The 21,414-nt window shown below is 71.9% G+C and carries 14 protein-coding genes and 3 pseudogenes; 10 read left to right on the forward strand and 7 right to left on the reverse strand.

Annotation, left to right across the window (positions count from 1 at the left end; translation table 11 throughout):
* Nucleotides 1–141: 141 nt before the first annotated feature.
* Together ABZV42_RS14810 and ABZV42_RS14815 are read left to right on the forward strand one after the other, a co-directional pair.
* Nucleotides 142–1,938 carry a phosphatidylglycerol lysyltransferase domain-containing protein gene (locus tag ABZV42_RS14810; protein ID WP_356052127.1) on the forward strand — a complete coding sequence of 599 codons (1,797 nt, stop codon included), beginning with the start codon at nt 142–144 and terminating at the stop codon, nt 1,936–1,938.
* Nucleotides 1,939–1,981: 43 nt separating this feature from the next.
* Entirely contained in the window at nt 1,982–2,683 is a 702-nt protein-coding gene (locus tag ABZV42_RS14815; protein WP_355983662.1) for a hypothetical protein, read from the forward strand.
* Here the strand turns inward: ABZV42_RS14815 and ABZV42_RS14820 are convergent.
* Nucleotides 2,620–3,387 carry a hypothetical protein gene (locus tag ABZV42_RS14820; protein ID WP_355983661.1) on the reverse strand — a complete coding sequence of 256 codons (768 nt, stop codon included), beginning with the start codon at nt 3,385–3,387 and terminating at the stop codon, nt 2,620–2,622. The genes ABZV42_RS14815 and ABZV42_RS14820 overlap by 64 nt on opposite strands.
* Nucleotides 3,388–3,447: 60 nt before the next feature.
* On the opposite strand from ABZV42_RS14820, the gene ABZV42_RS14825 reads away from it, so the two are divergent.
* A complete protein-coding gene (locus tag ABZV42_RS14825; RefSeq protein ID WP_355983660.1) occupies nt 3,448–4,242 on the forward strand; it encodes an adenosylcobinamide-GDP ribazoletransferase in 795 nt (264 codons plus the stop codon).
* An 11-nt stretch (nt 4,243–4,253) separates the two neighbouring features.
* On the opposite strand, the pseudogene ABZV42_RS14830 reads toward ABZV42_RS14825, so the two are convergent.
* From ABZV42_RS14830 to ABZV42_RS14850, 5 genes and pseudogenes are all read right to left on the reverse strand, one after another.
* Nucleotides 4,254–4,634, reverse strand: a pseudogene (locus ABZV42_RS14830) (spherulation-specific family 4 protein); the annotation flags it as partial.
* Nucleotides 4,631–5,152, reverse strand: coding sequence for a hypothetical protein (locus ABZV42_RS14835; protein ID WP_356052129.1), 522 nt, complete (start codon nt 5,150–5,152; stop codon nt 4,631–4,633). The gene ABZV42_RS14835 and the pseudogene ABZV42_RS14830, both read right to left, overlap by 4 nt.
* Before the next feature lie 205 nt (nt 5,153–5,357).
* A pseudogene (locus ABZV42_RS14840) lies at nt 5,358–6,188 on the reverse strand (hypothetical protein); the annotation flags it as partial.
* 47 nt (nt 6,189–6,235) lie between these two features.
* Nucleotides 6,236–7,505 (reverse strand): annotated as a pseudogene (locus ABZV42_RS14845) (DUF3492 domain-containing protein).
* Between the two features lie 152 nt (nt 7,506–7,657).
* Nucleotides 7,658–9,688, reverse strand: coding sequence for a hypothetical protein (locus ABZV42_RS14850; protein WP_356052131.1), 2,031 nt, complete (start codon nt 9,686–9,688; stop codon nt 7,658–7,660).
* A gap of 345 nt (nt 9,689–10,033) precedes the next feature.
* Here ABZV42_RS14850 and ABZV42_RS14855 point away from each other — a divergent pair, with 345 nt between their 5' ends.
* From ABZV42_RS14855 to ABZV42_RS14885, 7 genes are all read left to right on the forward strand, one after another.
* Nucleotides 10,034–11,560 (forward strand): leucyl aminopeptidase, encoded by a 1,527-nt coding sequence (locus tag ABZV42_RS14855; RefSeq protein ID WP_355983657.1) that lies wholly within the window; start codon nt 10,034–10,036, stop codon nt 11,558–11,560.
* A 315-nt stretch (nt 11,561–11,875) separates the two neighbouring features.
* A complete protein-coding gene (lpdA, locus tag ABZV42_RS14860) occupies nt 11,876–13,264 on the forward strand; it encodes a dihydrolipoyl dehydrogenase (protein ID WP_355983656.1) in 1,389 nt (462 codons plus the stop codon).
* Between the two features lie 144 nt (nt 13,265–13,408).
* Nucleotides 13,409–15,172 carry a 2-oxoglutarate dehydrogenase, E2 component, dihydrolipoamide succinyltransferase gene (sucB, locus tag ABZV42_RS14865; protein WP_356052133.1) on the forward strand — a complete coding sequence of 588 codons (1,764 nt, stop codon included), beginning with the start codon at nt 13,409–13,411 and terminating at the stop codon, nt 15,170–15,172.
* A 424-nt stretch (nt 15,173–15,596) separates the two neighbouring features.
* A complete protein-coding gene (locus ABZV42_RS14870; RefSeq protein WP_355983654.1) occupies nt 15,597–16,220 on the forward strand; it encodes a GntR family transcriptional regulator in 624 nt (207 codons plus the stop codon).
* A 325-nt stretch (nt 16,221–16,545) separates the two neighbouring features.
* The gene (gene aceE / locus ABZV42_RS14875; RefSeq protein ID WP_355983653.1) at nt 16,546–19,245 is read left to right on the forward strand and encodes a pyruvate dehydrogenase (acetyl-transferring), homodimeric type; all 2,700 of its coding nucleotides are present in this window, start codon (nt 16,546–16,548) and stop codon (nt 19,243–19,245) included.
* 204 nt (nt 19,246–19,449) lie between these two features.
* A complete protein-coding gene (locus tag ABZV42_RS14880) occupies nt 19,450–20,421 on the forward strand; it encodes a WYL domain-containing protein (protein ID WP_356052135.1) in 972 nt (323 codons plus the stop codon).
* Nucleotides 20,422–20,562: 141 nt separating this feature from the next.
* Nucleotides 20,563–21,084 (forward strand): DUF4240 domain-containing protein, encoded by a 522-nt coding sequence (locus tag ABZV42_RS14885; RefSeq protein ID WP_355983701.1) that lies wholly within the window; start codon nt 20,563–20,565, stop codon nt 21,082–21,084.
* Here the strand turns inward: ABZV42_RS14885 and ABZV42_RS14890 are convergent.
* Nucleotides 21,048–21,260, reverse strand: a complete 213-nt coding sequence (locus tag ABZV42_RS14890; RefSeq protein WP_355983700.1) for a hypothetical protein — start codon at nt 21,258–21,260, stop codon at nt 21,048–21,050. The two genes, ABZV42_RS14885 and ABZV42_RS14890, sit on opposite strands and share 37 nt — an antisense overlap.
* Nucleotides 21,261–21,414: the final 154 nt, after the last annotated feature.

A 21,414-nucleotide genomic window follows, 5' to 3' on the forward strand; every position in this document is an offset into this window, starting at 1 on the left:
CAGCCGGGATCCGGCCGGAGGGGCTGGAATCTCGCCGCAGCCTGAGGCGTGACGGTGGGTGCGTGTGGGTGTCGGGGGCTGCGTGAGGCGTCCGCGTTGGGTCCGCTGTTGGGGGCGTTACGACCCATATCATCGCTCTTTATGGGAGATGCCCGAATTGCCGCTGACCAGGAACGGGCGTCGGCCCGCCGGAGTGACGGGGACCGGCGGTCCACGGCTGCCTCCCGGCGGTCCGCCGCCTTCGCCGTGTGGTACCTGCGCGCGGTCACGTTCATCAACTTTCTGAGCGCCGCCTGGGTCTCTCTCGGGCAGGACGTACGACGGCACAACACCGAGAACTACTTCACGCCCTATCTGCTGACCGCGGGCTTCGCCTCCGGTGTGTTCACGATGTTCCTGGCCATCACGATGAGGCGGCGCAAGCGAGCCGCGTGGATCCTCAACTCCGTTCTCAGCGGGCTGTTCCTGCTGCTGTTCGGCGTCGCGATGGCGTTCACCGAGATCCGCCAGTACACGCAGAACTGGGTCTCCCTCGTACTGACCGCGGCCTTCGTGACCTCGCTTGCCGTCGGCCGCCGGGAGTTCTACGCCAAGGGCGACCGGTCCAACCCGAAGCTCGCCGCGGCCGTCGCGGCAGGAGGGCTCCTGGTCACCTCGCTGCTCGCCGCGCTGCTGGTCACGGTCACCAACCACGCGCACGAGCCGCACCGTTCGACCTTCCTTGACCGCTGGCGCTACGGCACCCTGAGGCTCGTCTCGGTGACCGCCGACGACTCCCACTACCCCGGCATCGCGACGCCGAACTGGGTCAACGTCACCGTCAACGTGCTCAGCACCCTGCTGGTGCTCGCCGTCCTCTACGCCGCCTTCCGCTCCCGGCGCGCCGTCGACCCGCTCACCGAGGACGACGAGAAGCGGCTGCGCGCACTGCTGGAGCGCAACGGCGACCGGGACTCGCTGGGCTACTTCTCGCTGCGCCGGGAGAAGAGCGTGGTCTGGTCGCCCACCGGCAAGGCGGCGGTGGCCTACCGGGTGGTGGGCGGGGTCTCCCTGGCGAGCGGCGACCCCATCGGCGACCCCGAGGCATGGCCCGGCGCCATCGAGCCCTGGCTCGCCGAGGCCAGGGAGCACGGCTGGATCCCCGCGGTGATGGGCGCGAGCGAGGAGGCGGGCACCGTCTACTCCCGGCACGGCCTCGACGCACTGGAGCTGGGCGACGAAGCCCTCGTCGAGACCGCCGAGTTCACCCTCGAAGGACGGGCCATGCGCACCGTCCGGCAGGCCTACAACCGGGTCATGCGGGCCGGCTACCGGGTGCGCATCCGGCGGCACGAGGACATCCCGGCCGCCGAGCTGGCGTATCTGCTCCAGCGCGCGGACGACTGGCGCGACGGCGCGACCGAGCGGGGTTTCAGCATGGCGCTCGGACGGCTCGGCGACCCCGAGGACGGACGGTGCGTGATGCTCGAATGCACCGACTCCGACGGCGAGTTGAGGGCGGTGCTGTCCTTCGTGCCGTGGGGGCCGAACGGGCTCTCCCTCGATCTGATGCGGCGTGACCGCGACGCGGAGAACGGGCTCATGGAGTTCATGGTGATCGAACTCCTGCGCCGCGCCCGGGAGATCGGGATCACTCAGGTCTCGCTCAACTTCGCCATGTTCCGTTCGGTCTTCGAACGTGGGGCGCGCCTGGGCGCGGGTCCGGTACTGCGGCTGTGGCGGTCGCTGCTCAGCTTCTTCTCGCGCTGGTGGCAGATCGAGTCGCTGTACCGGGCCAACGCCAAGTACCGGCCCATCTGGGAGCCGCGGTTCCTGCTCTTCGAGAAGAGCGCGGATCTGCTGCGCATCGGGGTCGCGTCGGCGCGCGCCGAGGGGTTCCTGGAGGCGCCGGGGCTGCCGAAGTGGCTGCACCGCAAGCACCTGGAGTCGCACCGATGAGACCGGCGGGGGCCGGCGTGAGGAGAGCCGTGGGGACGACCGGATGAGCACACTCGCCCGCTGGGCCCGCGCCGAGTGGGGTCTGCTGTTCGCGACCGTGCGCCGGGCCCTGTGGGTGCACGGGTGGCGGGCGGTCCCGATGACCCTCGGCGCGGTGTGCCTGACGGCCGTCCTCCAGTTCGTCCAGAACCAGTCCTGGGGCTACCGGCTGGTGCAGAACACGGGCGCCGTGCGGGCCGAGGACCCGCTGTGGCTCGCCCTGCTGCGCACACCGCTCTCGCTGTTCGTGCCGGCGCTGGATCTGCCGGTGTGGGGCGCGCTCGCGCAGATCCTGGTGGTCTTCGGGATCGCCGAGATCTGTCTGGGCTGGTGGCGCACGCTCGTCGTCGCGTACGTCGCCACGCTGGCCGGGACGCTGTACGCGCGCGTCGGCATCGCGCTCGGCCCGCACCGTCCGCTGGGGCTGCCAGGGGCGGACTCGCTGGTCGTCGACACCGGCCCGTCGGCGGCCGTGGTGGGCCTCGCCGTGTTCCTCGGCTGGCGCTACCGGGCGTACGCGACGGCGGGGATCGTGATCGGGGCCATGGTGGCCGAGGCGATCGTCAAGGACAACCTGGCGGGCAACGAGCACCTGGCGGCGATCGGCGCGGTGCTGGTGGTGTGCTGTCTCTCGGCGGCGCATCACCGGTGTTCGGGCAGGGAGCGGGCGGGCGTCGGGTCGGGTTTGCCGCCGATCCACTCCTGAACCTTGCGGGCGGGGCCCGCCCAGCGGCGGTCGTGCCGGTAGGAGCGCAGCCTGGACCGGGCGCGGGCCCGCGGCCGGTTCCGGTAGAAGCGCTTGGCCCACGGCGAGGCGGGCTTGGCCAGCCTGACGGCGCCGATGAGGGCGATGAAGGGAACGATCACCCCGAAGATCGCCGTGCGGGCCTTGCCCTTGCTCAGGGTGAGCAGCGCGAAGAGGAAGTTCAGGGCGATGGTCACGATCACGCTGGCGCGGCCCTGCGCCTCCTGGTCGCTGACGTCGTTGACGCCGAACGGCGAGAAGCCGCTGAGCATCAGGCCGACCAGGGCCGCCGTGACCACCACGACCTCGACGCTCTTGCGTCCGTCCTCGGTCCAGTAGACGTCGTCGAGGTGCAGGATCAGCGCGAACTCGTCGAGCACGAGGCCTGTTCCGATGCCGAACACCACCGCGCTCACGCAGGGCCAGAATCCGTAGCGGCTGCCGGCGACCGCGCCGAAACCACCGATCACCGTGAGGACGACACCGGGCACGACGTGGTGGATGTGCAGATCACCGGCCTTGACGTTGCCGAAGGGCCCCTTGCCGGCGCGGATCATCCGCACGATGACGCGAGTGACCACGAAGGTCACGATGAACGAGGCCAGCGCCAGAAACAGGGGGAGTTTCCCGGGCTCGACGATGTTCCGATGCAACCAATGACCCATATGCGAACTTTATCCAGCACCGCTGTATCCGCCCTCCGGGCGTCCGGGTAGCCTGCGCCGATGTCCAAGACCGCCTCCGGCGCCTCGCTGCCCGACAGCCTCCGATTCGCCTTCGGCACCCTCACCGTGCTGCCCGTGAAGGTGACCCGCTGGGACCGTGACGCGGCGCGCGGCGGCATGCTGTGCGCCCCGCTGGCCGGTCTGGTGGCCGGGGCGGGCGCGGCACTGGCAGGCTCGGCGCTGCTGGCCATGGGCGCCGGCCCGCTGCTCGCGGCCGTGGCGACCGCCGCCGTACCGGCCGCGCTCACCCGGGGCCTGCACCTCGACGGTCTCGCCGACACCGCGGACGGTCTCGGCAGCGGGAAGCCCGCCGAGGACGCGCTGCGGATCATGAAGCAGTCGGACATCGGCCCGTTCGGCGTGATCACCCTTCTGTTCGTCCTGCTCGCCCAGGTGGCCGCACTCGCGCAGGCGTACGACGCCTCGTGGGGCCGGGGTGCCCTCGCGGCCGTCGTCTCGGCGGCCGCCGCCCGTCTCGCCCTCACACTCGCGGCCCGCACCGGGGTGCCCGCGGCCCGTCCCGGGGGTCTGGGCGCGGCGGTCGCGGGCACGGTGCCGGTGCGCGGCGCGCTGCTGGTGGCGGTGGCCGTGACGGGCGTGGCCGCGGGAGCCGGCGCGCTGGTCGGGACGTACGACATCGTGCGCGCCGCGGTGGCGGTGGGCCTCGCCTGTCTGGCCGCCGAACTGCTGCTGCGGCACTGCACCAGGCGTTTCGGCGGTGTCACCGGCGATGTGTTCGGCGGTCTGGCGGAGACGGCGGCGACGACCGCGCTCGTGGTTCTCTCCCTGGGCTGATCACCGCGTTCACGGGGCCGGGGCAGGCCGTGGGGCATGGTGCCCCAGGGGTGGTCTCCCGTGCCGGGGACCGCGCAGGACAGTGCGGCCCCCCGTTCCCGGGCCGGCGCCGCCGTGTCGACGCCGAACCAGTGGCGGTGCCTGGCCAGTTCGCCGAGGACGTCCGCGAGCGGCCTGCGCCCGTACGCCGTGTCGACGTATCCGAGGACCCGGACGCCGGCCGCGCGCAGCCGTCCGGCGACCGCCGCGAACGCCGGGTCGGGGCGGTCGCCGGGGCCGCTGGCCGGGTTCAGCACCACGCCGTACAGCCGGGGCGCGGCGGCGACGAGCGCCTCCCACTCGGCCGGGCGGACGGTGGGGTGTTCGTAGTACGGCACGAGAAGGGACTTCACCGGTGGGCCGTCACCTTTCCGAGCCGGGCGCAGACGAGCACGGCCTGGGCGCCCGCCGCCGCGCCGTACGTGATCAGGCCCACCCGGTGCGCGTCACCCGTGTGCGTGGCCAGCGCCGCGGTCTGGGCGAGCGCGGCGGCACAGACGACGGCGGCGGTGACGGCGCCGAACGACTGGAGCAGCAGCCCGGTCCACATGACCACGCCCAGCAGGAGCAGTCCGCCGAGCCTGACGGCGTCCGCGGCGGCGGGGGCGTGCGGCCACAGCGCGGAGACGCCGAGTCCGAACACGAGCAGCGCGGTGAGATAGCCGGTGAGGCACCTCAGGAGCGCGCCCGCGGTGGCCCGCCGGAAACTCCTCGCCGAGGTGCTGGAGCGCAGTCCGGCGAGGCTCCCGCTGCGGAACCGGAAGAGGAGCCACTCGGCGGGTCCCATGCTGAGGGTCAGCGCGACCGCGGCCGGTGCGGCGACCGCCGTACGGGCTCCCGTGAGGACGTCCCCGAGCGCCGCGTACAGCACGAGGACACCGCTGCCGAGCCCGAAGAGGGCGTACGCGACGCTTCCCGCGTGGCGGCGGGAGCGCAGCCGGGCGGCGACCGTGCCGAGGCGGCCGGGAACGGCCCCCGTCCTCCCCTCGGTGGGCCGGCCCGCGGAGGCGGCCCGTGGCTCACCTGCCCGCCCGTACGGCTCCGTGCGGCCTCGCAGGGAGCCGTACGGCAGCAGGGGCCGGCAGGCCGGCGCCCCAGCTTCCCTCCCCTGACTCGCGTACCGCGGGGGCGACTTCGAGCAGTCCGAGCAGGGCGACCGCGGCCAGGGAGCCCAGCAGCAGGGCCATGCGCACCAGGTCGGGGACCGGGTGGACCATGGTGACGACCGCACCCGCCGTCATGGGCGCCAGGGCGGCGAGCAGCGTGCGCTCCCTGCCCATGACCAGCAGGACGGTGGCCGCGCCCAGATAGCCGGACTGGCCGGCCGCGAAGGCGACGGCGCCCCGGCCGGCCGATCCCGCCGCCGCGAAGGCCACCAGGGAGCCGAGCAGGACACCGGCCGGGGTACCGACGAGCAGCGCGCGACGGGCGGCCGTGCGGTCGCCGAGCCCCATCCAGGTGTACGCGCGGTGGGCGAGTCCCTGGTTCCAGGTCCAGCCGCACAGCGCCCCGGCGAGCATCGGAACGGTGCCGGCCGGGAGCCCGAACGCGCCCTCGGGTCCCGCGAGGAGCGGTGCGGCGAGGACGTAGCCGAGGCCGGGAAGGGCGGAGACGATGCCCCGAAGGAGGCAGCCGATCAGGCCGATCCGCCAGGGGTCGTGGGCCGGCCCCTCCGGTTCGGGACAGCCCCGGTCGACCCGCTCGAACAGCTTCTCGGCGAGGGCGAAGGAGTTGCCGACGCCGTACCGTTCGCGGATCTGGTCGTCCGACAGGCCGTCGGACTCGAGGTGCGCGGCCACCTCGTCGGGATGGACGGCCCCCGTCACGAACTCCCGTAGCTCCGCGGCGAGTTCGTCGATCGGGTCGGGCCGTCCCCAGCTCGCCGAGCGGCGCTGTCCCGGCACCAGGACGGGGGTGGCCGCGTAGGTCTCGGGCCGCGTGCGCAGGGTGCCGCTCACCGGCCGGTCCCGTCCGTGGCGACGGCCTGGCACCAGGGGTCGCGCAGTTCGAGGGTCCAGTCGTCGACGGTCTCCACCGCGGGCTCGTACACCGTGGGCCTGCCCGCCAGTTCCTGGTAGACCGTTCTGAACGCGTCGACGGAACGGCGCAGGGTGAACCGGTCGATGACCCGCTGCCGGGCCGACTCGCCGAGATCCAGGCGCCGTTCCTCGTCCCGCAGCAGGGTGAGGGCGGCGGCGGCCATCTTCTCCGGTTCGCGCGGCGGGACGACGATGCCGGTGTCGCCGACCGCCTCCCGGACCCCGCCCACGTCCGTGGAGACCGTCGTACGGCCGCAGGACATGGCTTCGATGATCGAGAACGGGAAGCCCTCCGAGATGGAGGACAGCATGACGACGTGGCCGGCCGCGTAGGCGCGCCACACCTCGGTGATACGGCCCTCGAAGGTCAGCCCGTCGGTGACCCCGAGTTCGGCGGCGAGCTTCTCCAGGCGGGTGCGGTACGCCTCCCCGCCGGGCGGCACGGGACCGAACAACCGCAGCCGGGTCTCGGGCAGTTCGGCGCGCACCAGGGCGTAGGCGCGAAGGAGTGTCTCCAGGTCCTTGATGGGGTCGACCCGGCCGCACCAGGTGAGGGTGGGCACGGCGGGCTCGGGTCCCGCGTGCGGGAAGGCGTGCGGGTCGACGCCGCGGGCAGGGTGGCGAGGCCGCTGCTGACCGCGTGGGCGACGCAGTCCTCGGGGATCCGGACGCCGAGCGGGCGCAGCGCGTGTTCCAGCAGGTCGGTCGCCGTGAGCGCGTCGTGCACGGTGGGCCGGGAGGCGGCCGTCGGCAGATGCGGCATGGTCCAGATCCACATCAGCGAGCGCAGGGCCGGTTCGCCGCGCAGGGCCGCGGACAGGCACCCCTCCGGGCGAGTTCGGCCAGTTCGTACAGGGCGTCGCCGAAGTCCTCGGGCGAGTCGGGGTCGAGGAAGGAGAGCAGGAAGCGTTCGTAGATCTCGGCGAAGCGGCGCTGGGCGCGGCCCAGTGGCGGGCGGGCGCGGCCGGGGCGTGGTCCCCAGGTCGGTACACGGGTGTGCCGGTAGACGTTGGGCGGCAGCTCCCAGGTCACGGGTTCGCGGCCGCTGCCGGTGAGCGAGACGATGTGGAAGTCGACCTCCGGCATGCCCTTGACCAGCTGGTCGCACCAGGTGCTGACCCCGCCGTGGACATGCGGATAGGTGCCTTCGGTGAGCATGGTGACATGACGGCCGGTGCGCATCATGTGTGGTTCCCCCCTGGGACTGTTTCCTCCGGAGAGCCCCCCGGCTCCCCGTTGCGCGGCTCACGAACGCACCCCGGCCGGGTCCGGCCGGGGTGCGCCTCGCGAGCCGCGGTGGTGCGCGCCGCGGTGGTACGCGCCGCGGTGGTACGCGCCTAGGCGGGCAGGTTCAGCTTGACCGCGGACTGGAGGAGCTCCGGCTTGGTCCAGTCGTTGCGCTCACCCGCGTACGGCGTGCCGAACGCGGCGGTGCCGAGCACGAGCTGCTTCGTGGTCCCGTCGGGCACGGTCACCGGGATCTGCGTCCCGTTCGGGGCGGTGACGGTGACCTTGTTGCCGATGCGGTAGGCCGTGACGTTGCCGCCCGCCAGGGCCGTCTGCCAGTCGGTACGGCGCTGGAGCTCCGTGCCGATGGCGCTCTGACGGGGGTTCTGAAGCGGGGTGTTGTCGGCGTAGATCGCCTTGTAGTCGGCGAGCACCTTGTCCAGGACCGGGTACAGGATGCGGCCCTCGGCCAGGTTGGCCTGGTGGACGTAGTGCGGACGCGGGTCGTTGCCGATGGCGTGCCCGAGCGCGGTGCGCGCCTCGGTCGGGACGATGTAGTCGGCGTAGCCCGTGGCCGTGTTCAGCGGGGCCGGCAGACAGGTGGACGTCGCGTTGCCCTCGCAGACGCCGCTGCCGCCGGCCGCCTTCGAGGTGTAGATGTAGTTGTACTCGTCGGCCATCTCCTCGGGCGTGCCCGTGTTGTAGTAGATGTTCATCGGGTAGCGGGGGACGGTCATCACGCCGTTGCCGACCGAACGCTGCTCGGGCTCACGGGAGTTGTCGGAACCGGTCCACGTGACGCCGTTCTGGGACAGGGCGCGCGCGAGGTTCGGGTTGTCGACGGGCTGCTGGGGCAGCGTCTTGAGGCCCGAGTGCTCGCCGGTCACCAGCTCGGTGCGGTCGGTGGAAAGACCGTGCGAGGCCGCCCAGTTGTTGTTGTTCGAGATCTCCGCGGAGATGTCGGACCGGCTCACGTACTTCGTCGAGCCGTCGGCGTTCTTCGAGCAGGTCCAGGGGACGGTCGAGGTGTCCTGGACGCAGCCGAGGAACAGGTGCGTGTAGGTGTGGTTCATCCAGCGGAACCTGGCCTTGTCGGCGAGCAGCCGGTCCGTGAGGGCGTCGGTGCCGCCGTTCTCGGACTTCCACTCCTCTCCCGCGCCCGCGTTGAAGACCATGTCAAGCGTGAACCCGTGGTCGGCCTCCCACTGGGCGGCGTAGGCGGCGTCGGCCGCGGTCATCCGGATCGGCGTGGTGGTGTCCCCGCCGTCGCTGCCCGCGCAGTCGATGTCGCCCGGGGTGCAGTTGCGCCGGGAGTCCCAGCGGGCGTCGGAGGCGAAGACGTCGTCGACGTGGACGGAGAAGTAGTTCCTGGCCTGCCCGAGGTGCACGCCCTGGGTGAGCCATTCGACGAGGCCGCGCGCCAGGACCTTGAACTGCTTCTGGTACTGGTTGTACGCGAAGGTCACCACGAGCTCGCGGCGCCCGTCGTGCGCGTACTCCCCGAGCATCGAACCGCCGGAGGGCGCGTTCAGGTAGCTGGTGAAGCCGTCCCTCGGGTGGGCCGCGTAGCCGTAGGTCTCCTGTACGGCCGGGTCGTTGTCCTCGAAGGTCAGCGGTCCGTCGAGGTAGCGGAACGGGCCGGTCGTGCCCGCCGCGGTGATCTGGGTGGTCATGCCGTCCAGCACGCCGGACCAGCCGCCGTTCTGGTCGGTGTAGTCGAGACCGACCTCGGGGTGGGCCCAGGTGTAGGCGTCGACCTGCGGGATGCCGAACGTCTTCTCGTAGGCCTCCAGGGCGGTCTGTTCGGCCGAACCCGCTCCGAACGGTGCCTCGTTCGGCAGGACGACACCCTGGTACTTGGCGCGCGGGGCGCCGCCCACGGTGTCGCTCAGGAACGTCGCGTTGATGGTCGGGCGGTTCGTGTCGCCCAGGTTGACCGTGGTGTACGGGACACCGGAGTTCCTCAGTTCCGCGGTGATGGCTCCGACCTGGCCCGCGCCGTTGTCCACGACCAGGACCTTGAGATCGATCCGCGGCGTGGCCGCCGCGGCGGCGCCGGGTGCCCCCATGCCCAGCGCCAGGAGTCCGGCGGCCCCCAGGACGGCAGCCGTCCCTCTCCACCGATGCAGACTCTGTGCCATATGTAGCTTTCTCCCCCTCGAGCATCCCCCACGGGTGGAAACCATGGGGAATCTGTGGAAATCGTGCAAAGCAGTGGGCGGCGTGCCCACTGAACACGATGAGTGTGTCTCAGGTCACCGGGAGTGAGGGGCGGGAATCCGGCACGGCGCCACCTGTGGGTGAACGTCCGCAGAAATGAGCGAAACCCGACCCCGAGCGTAGGCTCGTCCCGGGTACTCGCCCGCCCTGTCGGGGGCCCCGGCAAGGACCGCCCCCGAGGACGGATCTAGGGTCAGCCGTCGGGCCCGGTCGACCCATCCCTCTCGGCCACACGAACTTTCAATGGAAGCGGAGATCTCACCACCGTGACTGCTCTCACTCTCAGCACCGCCGCAGCGTCCGGTCTGCGGGCCGACGCGATCGTCGTCGGTGTCGCGAAGGGCCCCAAGGGCCCGGTCGTCGCACCGGGCGCCGAGGCCGTTGACAACGCGTACGACGGCGGGCTCGCCGGAATCCTCGAGACCCTCGGCGCCACCGGGTCCGAGGGCGAGGTGACCAAGCTGCCCGCGCCGTCCGGATTCAAGGCCCCCGTCGTGGTGGCCGTCGGCCTGGGAGCGGTCCCCGAGGACGAGGCCGGCTACGACGCCGAGGCGCTGCGCCGCGCGGCCGGTGTCGCCGCCCGCGCGCTCGCCGGCGCCAAGAAGGCCGCATTCGCGCTGCCGGTCTCGGACGCCGCCGACGCCGGTGCCGTCGCCGAGGGCGCCCGCATGGGCGCGTACGGCTTCGACGCCTACAAGGAGACCGGCCGCAGCGAGGGCGCCAAGGGCCGCAAGGGCCCGCTCGGCGAGGTGACACTCCTCGGCTGCAAGCCCCGCGACGCCGCGTACAAGGCCGCCGTCGCGCGCGCCACCGCCGTGACCGAGGAGCTGAACCGCGCCCGCGACCTCGTCAACACCCCGCCGAACGACCTCAACCCGGAGTCCTTCGCCGCCGTCGCAGCCGCGGCCGGCAAGGAGCACGGCATCAAGGTGACGGTGCTCGACGAGAAGGCCCTGGCCAAGGGCGGCTACGGCGGCATCGTCGGTGTCGGCGCCGGAGCGGTCGCCGGTCCCCGCCTGGTGAAGCTGTCGTACACCTCCGCCAAGGCGACCAAGCACCTCGCCTTCGTCGGCAAGGGCATCACGTACGACTCGGGCGGCATCTCGCTGAAGCCCGCCGGGCACAACGAGACGATGAAGTGCGACATGGCCGGTGCCGCCGCGGTCTTCGCCGCCGTGGTCACCGCCGCGCGTCTCGGCCTGGAGGTCAACGTCACCGGCTGGCTCGCGCTCGCCGAGAACATGCCGTCCGGCTCCGCCACCCGTCCGGGTGACGTGCTGCGCATGTACAGCGGCAAGACCGTCGAGGTGCTGAACACCGACGCCGAGGGCCGGCTCGTCCTCGCGGACGCGCTGTGGAAGGCGTCCGAGGAGAAGCCCGACGCGATCGTCGACGTGGCGACCCTGACCGGCGCGATGGTGCTGGCGCTCGGCAACCGCACCTTCGGCGTGATGGCCAACGACGACGCGTTCCGTGCCGCGATCGTCGACGCAGCCGACGAGGTCGGCGAGGAGTCCTGGCCGATGCCGCTGCCCGAGCACCTCCTCAAGGGCATGGACTCCCCCACCGCCGACATCGCCAACATGGGCGAGCGGATGGGCGGCGGCCTGGTCGCCGGCCTGTTCCTGCGCGAGTTCGTGGGCGAGGGCATCACCTGGGCGCACCTGGACATCGCGGGCCCCGCGTTCAACGAGGCCGGCCCGTTCGGCTACACCCCCAAGGGCGGCACCGGTTCCGCGGTCCGCACCCTGGTCCGGCTCGCCGAGCTGACGGCAGCCGGCGACCTGGGCTGAGTCCTCGTACGACACACGGCCCCGGGCGCCCGCGCGCCCGGGGCCGCTCGTATGGCCGAACGGAGGTTTCGCCCTCGACGAAATCCGCAGGTTCACCCGCTTCCGCACCCCGTCGACGTGATGGATCAGACGCCGTACACACCGGCCCGGCGTCTCGCTCGCCCTCGACAAGTGCGAAGATGGGTTCTCGGCAGGACAGGGCCCCCACCACAGGGCCGTAGAAAGAGCGGCCGGACACCAGCCGACCGACCGGTCAACCACCCGCAAGGGACGAAGGTGCCCGGCGTAACGGCGCACATGCATGGAGGACGTGACGTGGCGAACGACGCCAGCACCGTTTTCGACCTAGTGATCCTCGGCGGCGGTAGCGGCGGTTACGCCGCGGCGCTGCGCGGAGCGCAGTTGGGCCTGGACGTCGCCCTGATCGAGAAGGACAAGGTCGGCGGTACCTGCCTGCACCGCGGGTGCATCCCCACGAAGGCCCTGCTGCACGCGGGCGAGATCGCCGACCAGGCCCGCGAGAGCGCGCAGTTCGGCGTCAAGGCCACCTTCGAGGGCATCGACGTACCCGCCGTCCACAAGTACAAGGACGGGGTCGTCTCGGGCCTGTACAAGGGTCTCCAGGGTCTCATCGCGTCCCGCAAGGTGACGTACATCGAGGGCGAGGGCCGCCTGTCCTCCCCGACCTCCGTCGACGTGAACGGGCAGCGCGTCCAGGGTCGCCACGTGCTCCTCGCGACCGGCTCCGTGCCGAAGTCGCTGCCGGGCCTGGAGATCGACGGCAACCGCATCATCTCGTCGGACCACGCGCTCGTCCTGGACCGCGTGCCGCAGTCCGCGATCATCCTGGGCGGCGGTGTCATCGGCGTGGAGTTCGCCTCCGCGTGGAAGTCCTTCGGCGCCGACGTGACGATCATCGAGGGCCTCAAGCACCTCGCGCCCCTCGAGGACGAGAACTCCTCCAAGCTTCTTGAGCGCGCGTTCCGCAAGCGCGGCATCAAGTTCAACCTGGGCACCTTCTTCTCGAAGGCCGAGTACACCCAGAACGGCGTCAAGGTCACCCTCGCCGACGGCAAGGAGTTCGAGGCCGAGCTCCTGCTCGTCGCCGTCGGCCGCGGCCCGGTCTCGGCCGGTCTCGGCTACGAGGAGCAGGGCGTCGCGATGGACCGCGGCTACGTCCTGGTCGACGAGTACATGCGCACGAACGTCCCGACGATCTCCGCCGTCGGCGACCTCGTCCCGACGCTCCAGCTCGCTCACGTCGGCTTCGCCGAGGGCATGCTGGTCGCGGAGCGGCTGGCCGGTCTGAAGACCGTCCCGATCGACTACGACGGCGTCCCGCGCGTGACGTACTGCCACCCCGAGGTCGCCTCCGTGGGCATCACCGAGGCCAAGGCCAAGGAGATCTACGGCGCGGACAAGGTCGTCGCCCTCAAGTACAGCCTCGCGGGCAACGGCAAGAGCAAGATCCTCAACACCTCGGGCGAGATCAAGCTCGTCCAGGTGAAGGACGGTGCCGTGGTCGGCGTCCACATGGTCGGCGACCGCATGGGCGAGCAGGTCGGCGAAGCCCAGCTGATCTACAACTGGGAAGCCCTGCCCTCCGAGGTCGCCCAGCTCATCCACGCCCACCCGACGCAGAACGAGGCGCTCGGCGAGGCGCACCTCGCCCTCGCGGGCAAGCCGCTGCACGCGCACGACTGATCAGCCCCGGCCGGGCTTCCCGGCCGCCGGCTGTTCCCAGTCACCGCGTCGAGCGCGGCGCGACGACGACCACAGACTTCCGCACTTCCCCGAGCTCTCGATCCCGGTCGAGCAGGGGAGACCCAATAAGGAGCAACAGAAACCATGCCGGTTTCCGTAACCCTTCCGGCACTCGGTGAGAGCGTCACCGAGGGCACTGTCACCCGCTGGCTGAAGGCCGAGGGCGAGCGCGTCGAGGCCGACGAGCCGCTGCTCGAGGTGTCGACGGACAAGGTCGACACCGAGATCCCCTCCCCCGCCGCCGGCATCCTGGCGTCCATCAAGGTCGCCGAGGACGAGACCGTCGAGGTCGGCGCCGAACTGGCCGTCATCGACGACGGCACGGGCGCGCCCGCCGCCGCCCCGGCTCCCGCCGCCGCCGAGGCTCCGGCCCCGGCCGCCCCCGCCCCCGTCGCCGAGGCTCCCGCGGCCCCGGCTCCGGCGCCCGCCGCCGCCCCCGCCGCTCCGGCCGGTGGCGCCTCCGGTACCGACGTCGTGCTGCCCGCGCTGGGCGAGTCGGTCACCGAGGGCACCGTCACCCGCTGGCTGAAGCAGGTCGGCGAGGAGGTCGCGGAGGACGAGCCGCTGCTCGAGGTCTCCACGGACAAGGTCGACACCGAGATCCCCGCGCCGGTCGCCGGCGTGCTGCTGGAGATCGTCGTCGGCGAGGACGAGACCGCGGAGGTCGGCGCCAAGCTGGCCGTCATCGGCGCTCCGGGCGCGGCTCCGGCCGCCCCCGCTCCGGCCGCCCCCGCCGCGGCTCCGGCCCCGGCCCCGGCCGCCCCTGCCGTTCCGGCTCCGGCTCCGGCTCCGGCTCCGGTCGCCGCTCCGGCTCCGGTCGCGCCCGCCGCCCCGGTCGCGCCCGCCGCCCCGGCCCCCGCGCCGGTGGCCGCGCCCGCCCCCGTCACCCCGGCTCCGGCGCCCGCCGCGACCGCCGCTGACGACGGTGCGTACGTGACCCCGCTGGTGCGCAAGCTCGCCGCCGAGAACGGCGTCGACCTGGCCGCCGTCAAGGGCACCGGCGTCGGTGGCCGTATCCGCAAGCAGGACGTCATCGCCGCCGCCGAGGCCGCGAAGGCCGCCGCTCCGGCTCCGGCCACCGCTCCGGCCGCCTCCGCCAAGAAGGCGCCGGTCCTGGAGGTCTCCCCGCTGCGCGGCCAGACCGTCAAGATGCCCCGCATCCGCAAGGTCATCGGCGACAACATGGTGAAGGCGCTGCACGAGCAGGCGCAGCTGTCCTCGGTCGTCGAGGTCGACATCACCCGGCTGATGAAGCTCCGCGCGCAGGCGAAGGACTCCTTCGCGGCCCGCGAGGGCGTCAAGCTCTCCCCGATGCCGTTCTTCGTGAAGGCGGCGGCCCAGGCGCTGAAGGCCCACCCGGCCGTCAACGCCCGGATCAACGTGGACGAGGGCACGATCACCTACTTCGACACCGAGAACATCGGTATCGCGGTGGACTCGGAGAAGGGCCTGATGACCCCGGTCATCAAGCGTGCCGGCGACCTGAACATCGCCGGTATCGCCAAGGCCACCGCCGACCTGGCGGGCAAGGTCCGGGCGAACAAGATCACCCCGGACGAGCTGTCCGGCGCGACCTTCACCATCTCCAACACCGGCTCGCGCGGCGCGCTCTTCGACACGATCATCGTGCCGCCGAACCAGGTCGCGATCCTGGGCATCGGCGCCACGGTCAAGCGTCCGGCCGTCATCGAGACGGAAGAGGGCACCGTCATCGGCGTCCGCGACATGACCTACCTGACGCTGTCCTACGACCACCGTCTGGTGGACGGCGCCGACGCGGCCCGTTACCTGACCGCGGTCAAGGCGATCCTGGAGGCGGGCGAGTTCGAGGTCGAGCTCGGCCTGTAACCCGCACCGCTCACCCGCAGCGCGCACACACGGCACCCCCGTCCGGACCTCCGGGCGGGGGTGCCGTGTTTCCGTGGCGCCGGGTCTCCGGGCAGGGTGCCGCGTTTCCGTGGCGCCGGGCCCCCGGGCAGGGTGCGGTGTCCCCGGTGCCGGGCCCCCGGGTGCGAGTGCCGTGTTTGTGTGACCCGGGTTCACGCGGCCGCCGTTCTTCCGCCGCGCCCCCGGTTCCGCGATCACATCGACGGCACGAGTCCGGACTTCACCCGGTAGGAGCCCGTACGGCCGGGAACACTCCGACAGCGTGTAAGTCTCGTCTCACCTGCGGGAAAGCGCCGCCATGCACCCCTCACCGACACAGCCACGGCCTTATTGTCTAAAGGTCAAACGCCCCCGGGGTCTCGCCACCCCTCCCAAAGGAGCCTTCATGACCGCGCCCGTCGTCCACTCGCTGCGCGAACAGATCCGCGAGCACATCGTGGAGGGGATCGTCAGCGGGCGCTGGAAGCCGGGCGAGCGGATCGTGGAGCGCAGGATCGCGACCGAGCTGGAGGTCAGCCAGACCCCGGTGCGTGAGGCGCTTCGCGAGCTGGAGTCGCTGCGGCTGATCGAGTCGGCGCCGAACAAGGGCGTCCGGGTGCGGAACCTGACGGCCGCCGACCTGGAGGAGAGCTACCCCGTACGGGCCGGTCTGGAGGCCATCGCGGCGGAGCTGGCGGCCGGACGGCTGGCCGAGGACTGCTCGGCGCTCGAACCGCATGTGGCGGCCCTGTACGAGGCCGACCGGCTGGCCGACGGGACCGGCCAGGTGCGGCACACCGTGGGCTTCCACCGCGAGCTGGTCCGCGCGGCCGGGAACTCCGTCCTCCTGCACACCTGGGAGGGCCTGGGCATCGAGGTCTTCACCGCCCTGTCCATCCGCTGGCTCGGGACCGTGCAGCAGTCGTACGCGGAGGAGCACGAGGCCCTCGTGGACGCCTTCCGGCGGCGCGATCCGCTGATCGCCGACCTCGTGAAGGCCCATGTCCTCGGCTGCGCCCCGCGCCCGTGAGGGACGTGCCGACGGCTTCGAGGCCCGCGAGGGACACGAGGACGGCATCGGCGCAGGGGAGCACACCCGCGCTCAACCGTGCTCCCACCTGCGGAAACCGTCGATTTTCAAGGCACCCGGTGCCTGGCATCAAGGCACCCCGTGCCGACTTTCCGATCTGAAGAGGATTTCCCACGGAATCCTTTGATCGATCATCGATCAGGGGGTTACAGTCACCGACGGGCCCCTACAAGGGCCCGTCGCCCTGTCCTGCCATAGACCAAGGGCACCCCCGAACACCCCTTGCCGATGAGGGAACCCCCCTCCGCATCCGGAAGGCGGCGCAATGACCGACCCCACCGCAATCCAGCCGAGCGAGCTCGACCAGCTCCCGGACCGCGACCCCGAGGAGACCGCCGAGTGGCAGGCCTCCCTGGACGCCGTCACCCAGGCGGCCGGGCCGCACCGTGCCGCGTACCTGATGCGCCGCACACTGGAGCGCGCCGAGGGCAACGGTCTCGCGCTGCCCAAGCTGCTTGAGACCGACTACGTCAACACCATCCCCACCGCCGCCGAGCCCGCCGTGGCCGGCGACGAGGCGATGGAGACCCGGATCACCGCGTGGAACCGCTGGAACGCGGCCGCGATGGTGACCCGGGGCGCGAAGCACGGCGTCGGCGGCCACATCGCCACCTTCGCCTCCGCGGCCTGGCTCTACGAGACCGGCTTCAACCACTTCTTCAAGGGCAAGGAGGGTGACGGGTCAGGCGACCAGCTCTTCATCCAGGGCCACGCCTCTCCCGGCATCTACGCCCGCGCCTTCCTCGACGGCCGGCTGACCGAGCAGCACCTGGACAACTTCCGCCAGGAGTCCGGCGGCAACGGCCTCCCGTCGTACCCGCACCCGCGCCGGCTGCCCTGGCTGTGGGAGTTCCCGACCGTATCCATGGGCCTCGGCCCGCTGTCGGCGATCTACCAGGCCCGATTCAACCGCTATCTGACCAGCCGCGGCATCAAGGACGTCTCGCAGTCCCACGTGTGGGCGTTCCTCGGTGACGGCGAGATGGACGAGCCGGAGTCGACGGCGGCACTCACGCTCGCCTCCCGCGAGGGTCTGGACAACCTGACCTTCGTCATCAACTGCAACCTCCAGCGCCTCGACGGCCCGGTCCGCGCGAACTTCAAGATCGTGCAGGAGCTGGAGGCGCGGTTCCGCGGTTCCGGCTGGAACGTCGTGAAATCGCTGTGGGGCTCGGCCTGGGACGAGCTGTTCCAGCTCGACACCACGGGCGCGCTCGTACGCCGGCTGCGCGAGGTACCCGACGCGCAGGTGCAGACGTACCAGACCCGCGACGCCGCCTACATCCGCCATGACTTCTTCGGCTCCGACCCGGCGCTCGTCGAGATGGCGAAGCTGCTCAGTGACGACAAGATCATCGAGTGCTTCCGCATCTCCCGCGGCGGCCACGAGTCGCGCAAGGTGTACGCGGCCTACCGCGCCGCCCTGTCCCACAAGGGCGCCCCGACGGTGATCCTGGCCCAGACGGTCAAGGGCCACACCCTGGGCGAGGGCTTCGCGTCGAAGAACGCCAACCACCAGATGAAGAAGCTGTCGACGGACGAGTTCAAGCAGATGCGTGATCTGCTCGAACTGCCCATCTCCGACAGCCAGTTCGTCGACGGCGTGGTCCCCTACGGCCACCCGGGCGCCGACGCCCCCGAGGTCCGCTACCTCCAGGAGCGCCGCGCGGCCCTCGGCGGCCCGGCCCCGGCCCGCCGCACGCACGCCGTGGCCCCGCTGCCGGCCTCCCCCGACAAGACGTTCGCGTCCTTCGACAAGGGCTCCGGCACCCAGAACCTGGCGACGACGATGGCCTTCGTCCGTCTGGTCAAGGACCTGGTCCGCGACAAGGAGACCGGCAGGCGCTGGGTGCCGATCGTCCCGGACGAGGCCCGTACCTTCGGTATGGAGTCGCTCTTCCCGTCGCTGGGCATCTACTCGCCCAAGGGTCAGACGTACGAGCCGGTCGACCGCGACCAGCTGATGTACTACAAGGAGGCCAAGGACGGCCAGATCCTCAACGAGGGGATCACCGAGGCCGGCTCCATGGCGGACTTCATCGCCGCGTCCACCGCGTACTCCACGCACGGCGAGACGATGATCCCCTTCTACATCTTCTACTCGATGTTCGGCTGGCAGCGCACGGCCGACCAGATGTGGCAGCTCGGCGACCAGCTCGGCCGCGGCTTCCTGGTCGGTGCCACGGCGGGCCGTACGACCCTGACCGGTGAGGGCCTTCAGCACGCCGACGGCCACTCCCCCGTCATCGCGGCGACGAACCCGGCGGCACTGTCCTACGACCCGGCGTTCGCCTACGAGATCGCGGCGATCGTCAAGGACGGTCTGCGCCGGATGTACGGCGAGGCGGCCCCGGGCGAGGACCAGGACGTCTTCTACTACCTGACCGTCTACAACGAGCCGATGCCGCAGCCCGCCAAGCCGGCCGGTGTCGACGAGGGCATCCTCAAGGGCCTGTACCGCTTCAACACGGCGGAGTCGGCGGGCCTGAACGTGGCCGCGGCGAACGCCCCGCGCATCCAGCTGCTCGGCTCCGGCACGGCGATCCACTGGACCCTTCAGGCCCAGAAGCTGCTCGCCGAGGAGTGGGGCGTGGCCGCCGACGTGTGGTCCGCGACCTCCTGGACCGAGCTGCGCCGCGACGCGCTGGAGGCCGACGCGGCCCTGCTGCGCGGCGAGGAGCGGGTGCCGTTCCTCCGCCGGGCGCTCCAGGGCGCCGAGGGCCCGGTGCTCGCGGTCTCCGACTACATGCGCCAGGTCCCGGACCAGATCGCGCAGTGGGTCGAGCAGGACTGGTCCTCGCTCGGTGCCGACGGTTTCGGTCTCTCGGACACCCGCGAGGCGGCCCGCCGCCACTTCGGCGTGGACGCGCAGTCGATCGTCGTCGCGGCGCTGGCGCAGCTCGCCCGCCGCGGTGAGGTCAAGGCGTCGGCCGTGAAGGAGGCCCGGGAGCGCTACGGCCTGTAGTGCCCGGGGTTCGGACTCGGTGAAGGGGTACGGCGGCCGCCGTACCCCTTCCTCGGCTTTCCCGGCGGCTCCGCGTCTTCGGCTTTCCCGGCGGCTCCCCTTCTTCGGTGTTCCCGGCGGCTCCCCTTCTTCGGCGTTCCCGGCGGCTCCGCGAGGTCAGGTGCCCGTCTCCTCGTTGTCGGTGGTGCCCGGCATGATGAATCCATGCGTGCCGCTCGTCTGATCAGGATGGTGCTGCTGCTCCAGAGCCGGGCGTCGATGACCGCCGGCGAGCTGGCGCGGGAGCTGGAGGTGTCCGAGCGCACGGTCTCCCGGGACGCGCAGGCACTGTCGGAGGCGGGGATCCCGGTCTACGCGGACCGCGGCCGGGCCGGCGGCTACCGCCTGGTCGGCGGGTACCGCACGCGGCTGACGGGACTGGCGCGGAGCGAGGCCGAGGCGCTGTTCCTGAGCGGGGTGCCGGGGGCGCTGCGCGACATGGGCCTCGAGGACACGGCGTCGGCGGCCCGGCTGAAGGTGTCGGCGGCGCTGCTGCCCTCCGTGCGGGACGCCTCGCGCTCGGCCGCGCAGCGCTTCCATCTGGACGCTCCCGCCTGGTTCAGCGAGCCGCGGACGCCCGAGCTGCTGCCGGCGCTCGCGGACGCGGTGTGGGACGACCGGCCGGTCCTCGCGCGCTACCGGCGTGGCGGCTCGGAGGTGGAGCGGACGCTCGAACCGTACGGACTCGTCCTGAAGGCCGGGCTCTGGTATCTGTGCGCGCGGGTGGCGGACGCGGCGGCCTTCCGGGTGTACAGGATCGACCGGTTCACGGCCGTCGACCCCGGCGCGGAACGGTTTCGTCGGGACGAAGGGTTCGACCTGGCGGCGTTCTGGGAGGAGCGGGCCGGGGAGTTCGCCCGGTCCGTGCTGCGGTCCGAGATCGTCGTACGGCTGTCCCCCGAGGGCGTACGCCGGCTGCCGTACGCCCTCGGTCCCGCGTCCGCGCAGGAGGGGCTCGGCACGTCCGGAGCCCCCGACGGACAGGGCTGGGTGACGCTCACCCTGCCGGTCGAGTCCGAGGTGGTCGCCCGGATGCAACTGCGGGGGCTCGGGCCGGAGGTGGAGGTGCTCGCCCCGGCGGCGCTGCGGGAGCGCTGCGCCGAGGACGCGGCCGGGGCGGCGGCGCTGTACCGGTGATCGCGGACCCCGCGGAGGCGTTTCCGCCACGCGCTTGAAATCCGTACGAACCCGGTGGTTTTACCTTCGGCATGTGCATGCATAACAATCTGCGCCACTCCACGTGCGTCCCTCCCGCCCAGGCCCGATGCTGGACCCGTGATGGACGAGACGGAGTTCTGGCAGCTGGTGGACACGACCCGCGAGACTGCCGAGGGCGACCCCGAGGAACAGGCCGATCTGCTTGTCGAGCGGCTCGTCCAGCTGGACCCGGACTCCGTCCTGGACTTCGCCCGGCACTTCGAGTCCCGCTACAACCGCGCCTACCGCTGGGACCTGTGGGGCGCGGCCTGGGTGCTGCTCGACGGGGCCAGCGACGACGCCTTCGACTTCTTCCGGTGCTGGCTTATCGGCCAGGGCCGGGAGGTCTTCGAGGGCGCGATGCACGACCCCGACACGCTCGCCGAGCTCCTGGAGGACTTCGACGAGGAGATCGACGGTGACGGCGAGGAGCTGGGGTACGCGGCCGACGAGGCCTACGAGCAGCTGACCGGCGCCGTCGCGCCCTCCCTGGGCATCCCGGTCGCGCCCGCCGAGCCCGAGGGCACTCCGCTGGCGTTCGAGAACGAGTCCGCCGTCGCGGAGCGCTACCCCAAGCTGTGGGAGCGGTTCAGGGAGGACTGAGGGGACCGCCGGGCCAGGTCCGCGGAGAGGTGTGTCTGCGGCCGGTCCGCGCGCACCGTGTGGTGCAGCGGGGCCGCGTTGGCCCGGTCCAGCGCGGACGCCGTGACCACCGCAGGACCCAGCACGACCGTCGCCGCGGCGCAGACCACCGCCCACGGGCCCCGCGCGGCCCTCACCCAGCCTCCTGCCTGCTCCGCGGCCCCCGTGTCCTGCCCACCAGCCGTGCGCCCGGCGTGCGCCCCGCTCTCCGCGCGGCGCGCGGGCTCCGTCCGACTGAACCTCATGTTCCCCACCTCCGGTCAGTACGTACACAGACGGTAGGACGCACGG

Source organism: Streptomyces sp. NPDC005281 (assembly GCF_040607495.1).
Lineage (GTDB): Bacteria > Actinomycetota > Actinomycetes > Streptomycetales > Streptomycetaceae > Streptomyces.

Coding starts and splice junctions, on each gene's coding strand:
- ABZV42_RS14810 (WP_356052127.1), top strand. CDS start 142: ATGGGAGATGCCCGAATTGCCGCTGACCAGGAACGGGCGTCGGCCCGC.
- ABZV42_RS14815 (WP_355983662.1), top strand. CDS start 1,982: ATGAGCACACTCGCCCGCTGGGCCCGCGCCGAGTGGGGTCTGCTGTTC.
- ABZV42_RS14820 (WP_355983661.1), bottom strand. CDS start 3,387: ATGGGTCATTGGTTGCATCGGAACATCGTCGAGCCCGGGAAACTCCCC.
- ABZV42_RS14825 (WP_355983660.1), top strand. CDS start 3,448: ATGTCCAAGACCGCCTCCGGCGCCTCGCTGCCCGACAGCCTCCGATTC.
- ABZV42_RS14850 (WP_356052131.1), bottom strand. CDS start 9,688: ATGGCACAGAGTCTGCATCGGTGGAGAGGGACGGCTGCCGTCCTGGGG.
- sucB (WP_356052133.1), top strand. CDS start 13,409: ATGCCGGTTTCCGTAACCCTTCCGGCACTCGGTGAGAGCGTCACCGAG.
- ABZV42_RS14870 (WP_355983654.1), top strand. CDS start 15,597: ATGACCGCGCCCGTCGTCCACTCGCTGCGCGAACAGATCCGCGAGCAC.
- aceE (WP_355983653.1), top strand. CDS start 16,546: ATGACCGACCCCACCGCAATCCAGCCGAGCGAGCTCGACCAGCTCCCG.
- ABZV42_RS14880 (WP_356052135.1), top strand. CDS start 19,450: ATGCGTGCCGCTCGTCTGATCAGGATGGTGCTGCTGCTCCAGAGCCGG.
- ABZV42_RS14885 (WP_355983701.1), top strand. CDS start 20,563: ATGGACGAGACGGAGTTCTGGCAGCTGGTGGACACGACCCGCGAGACT.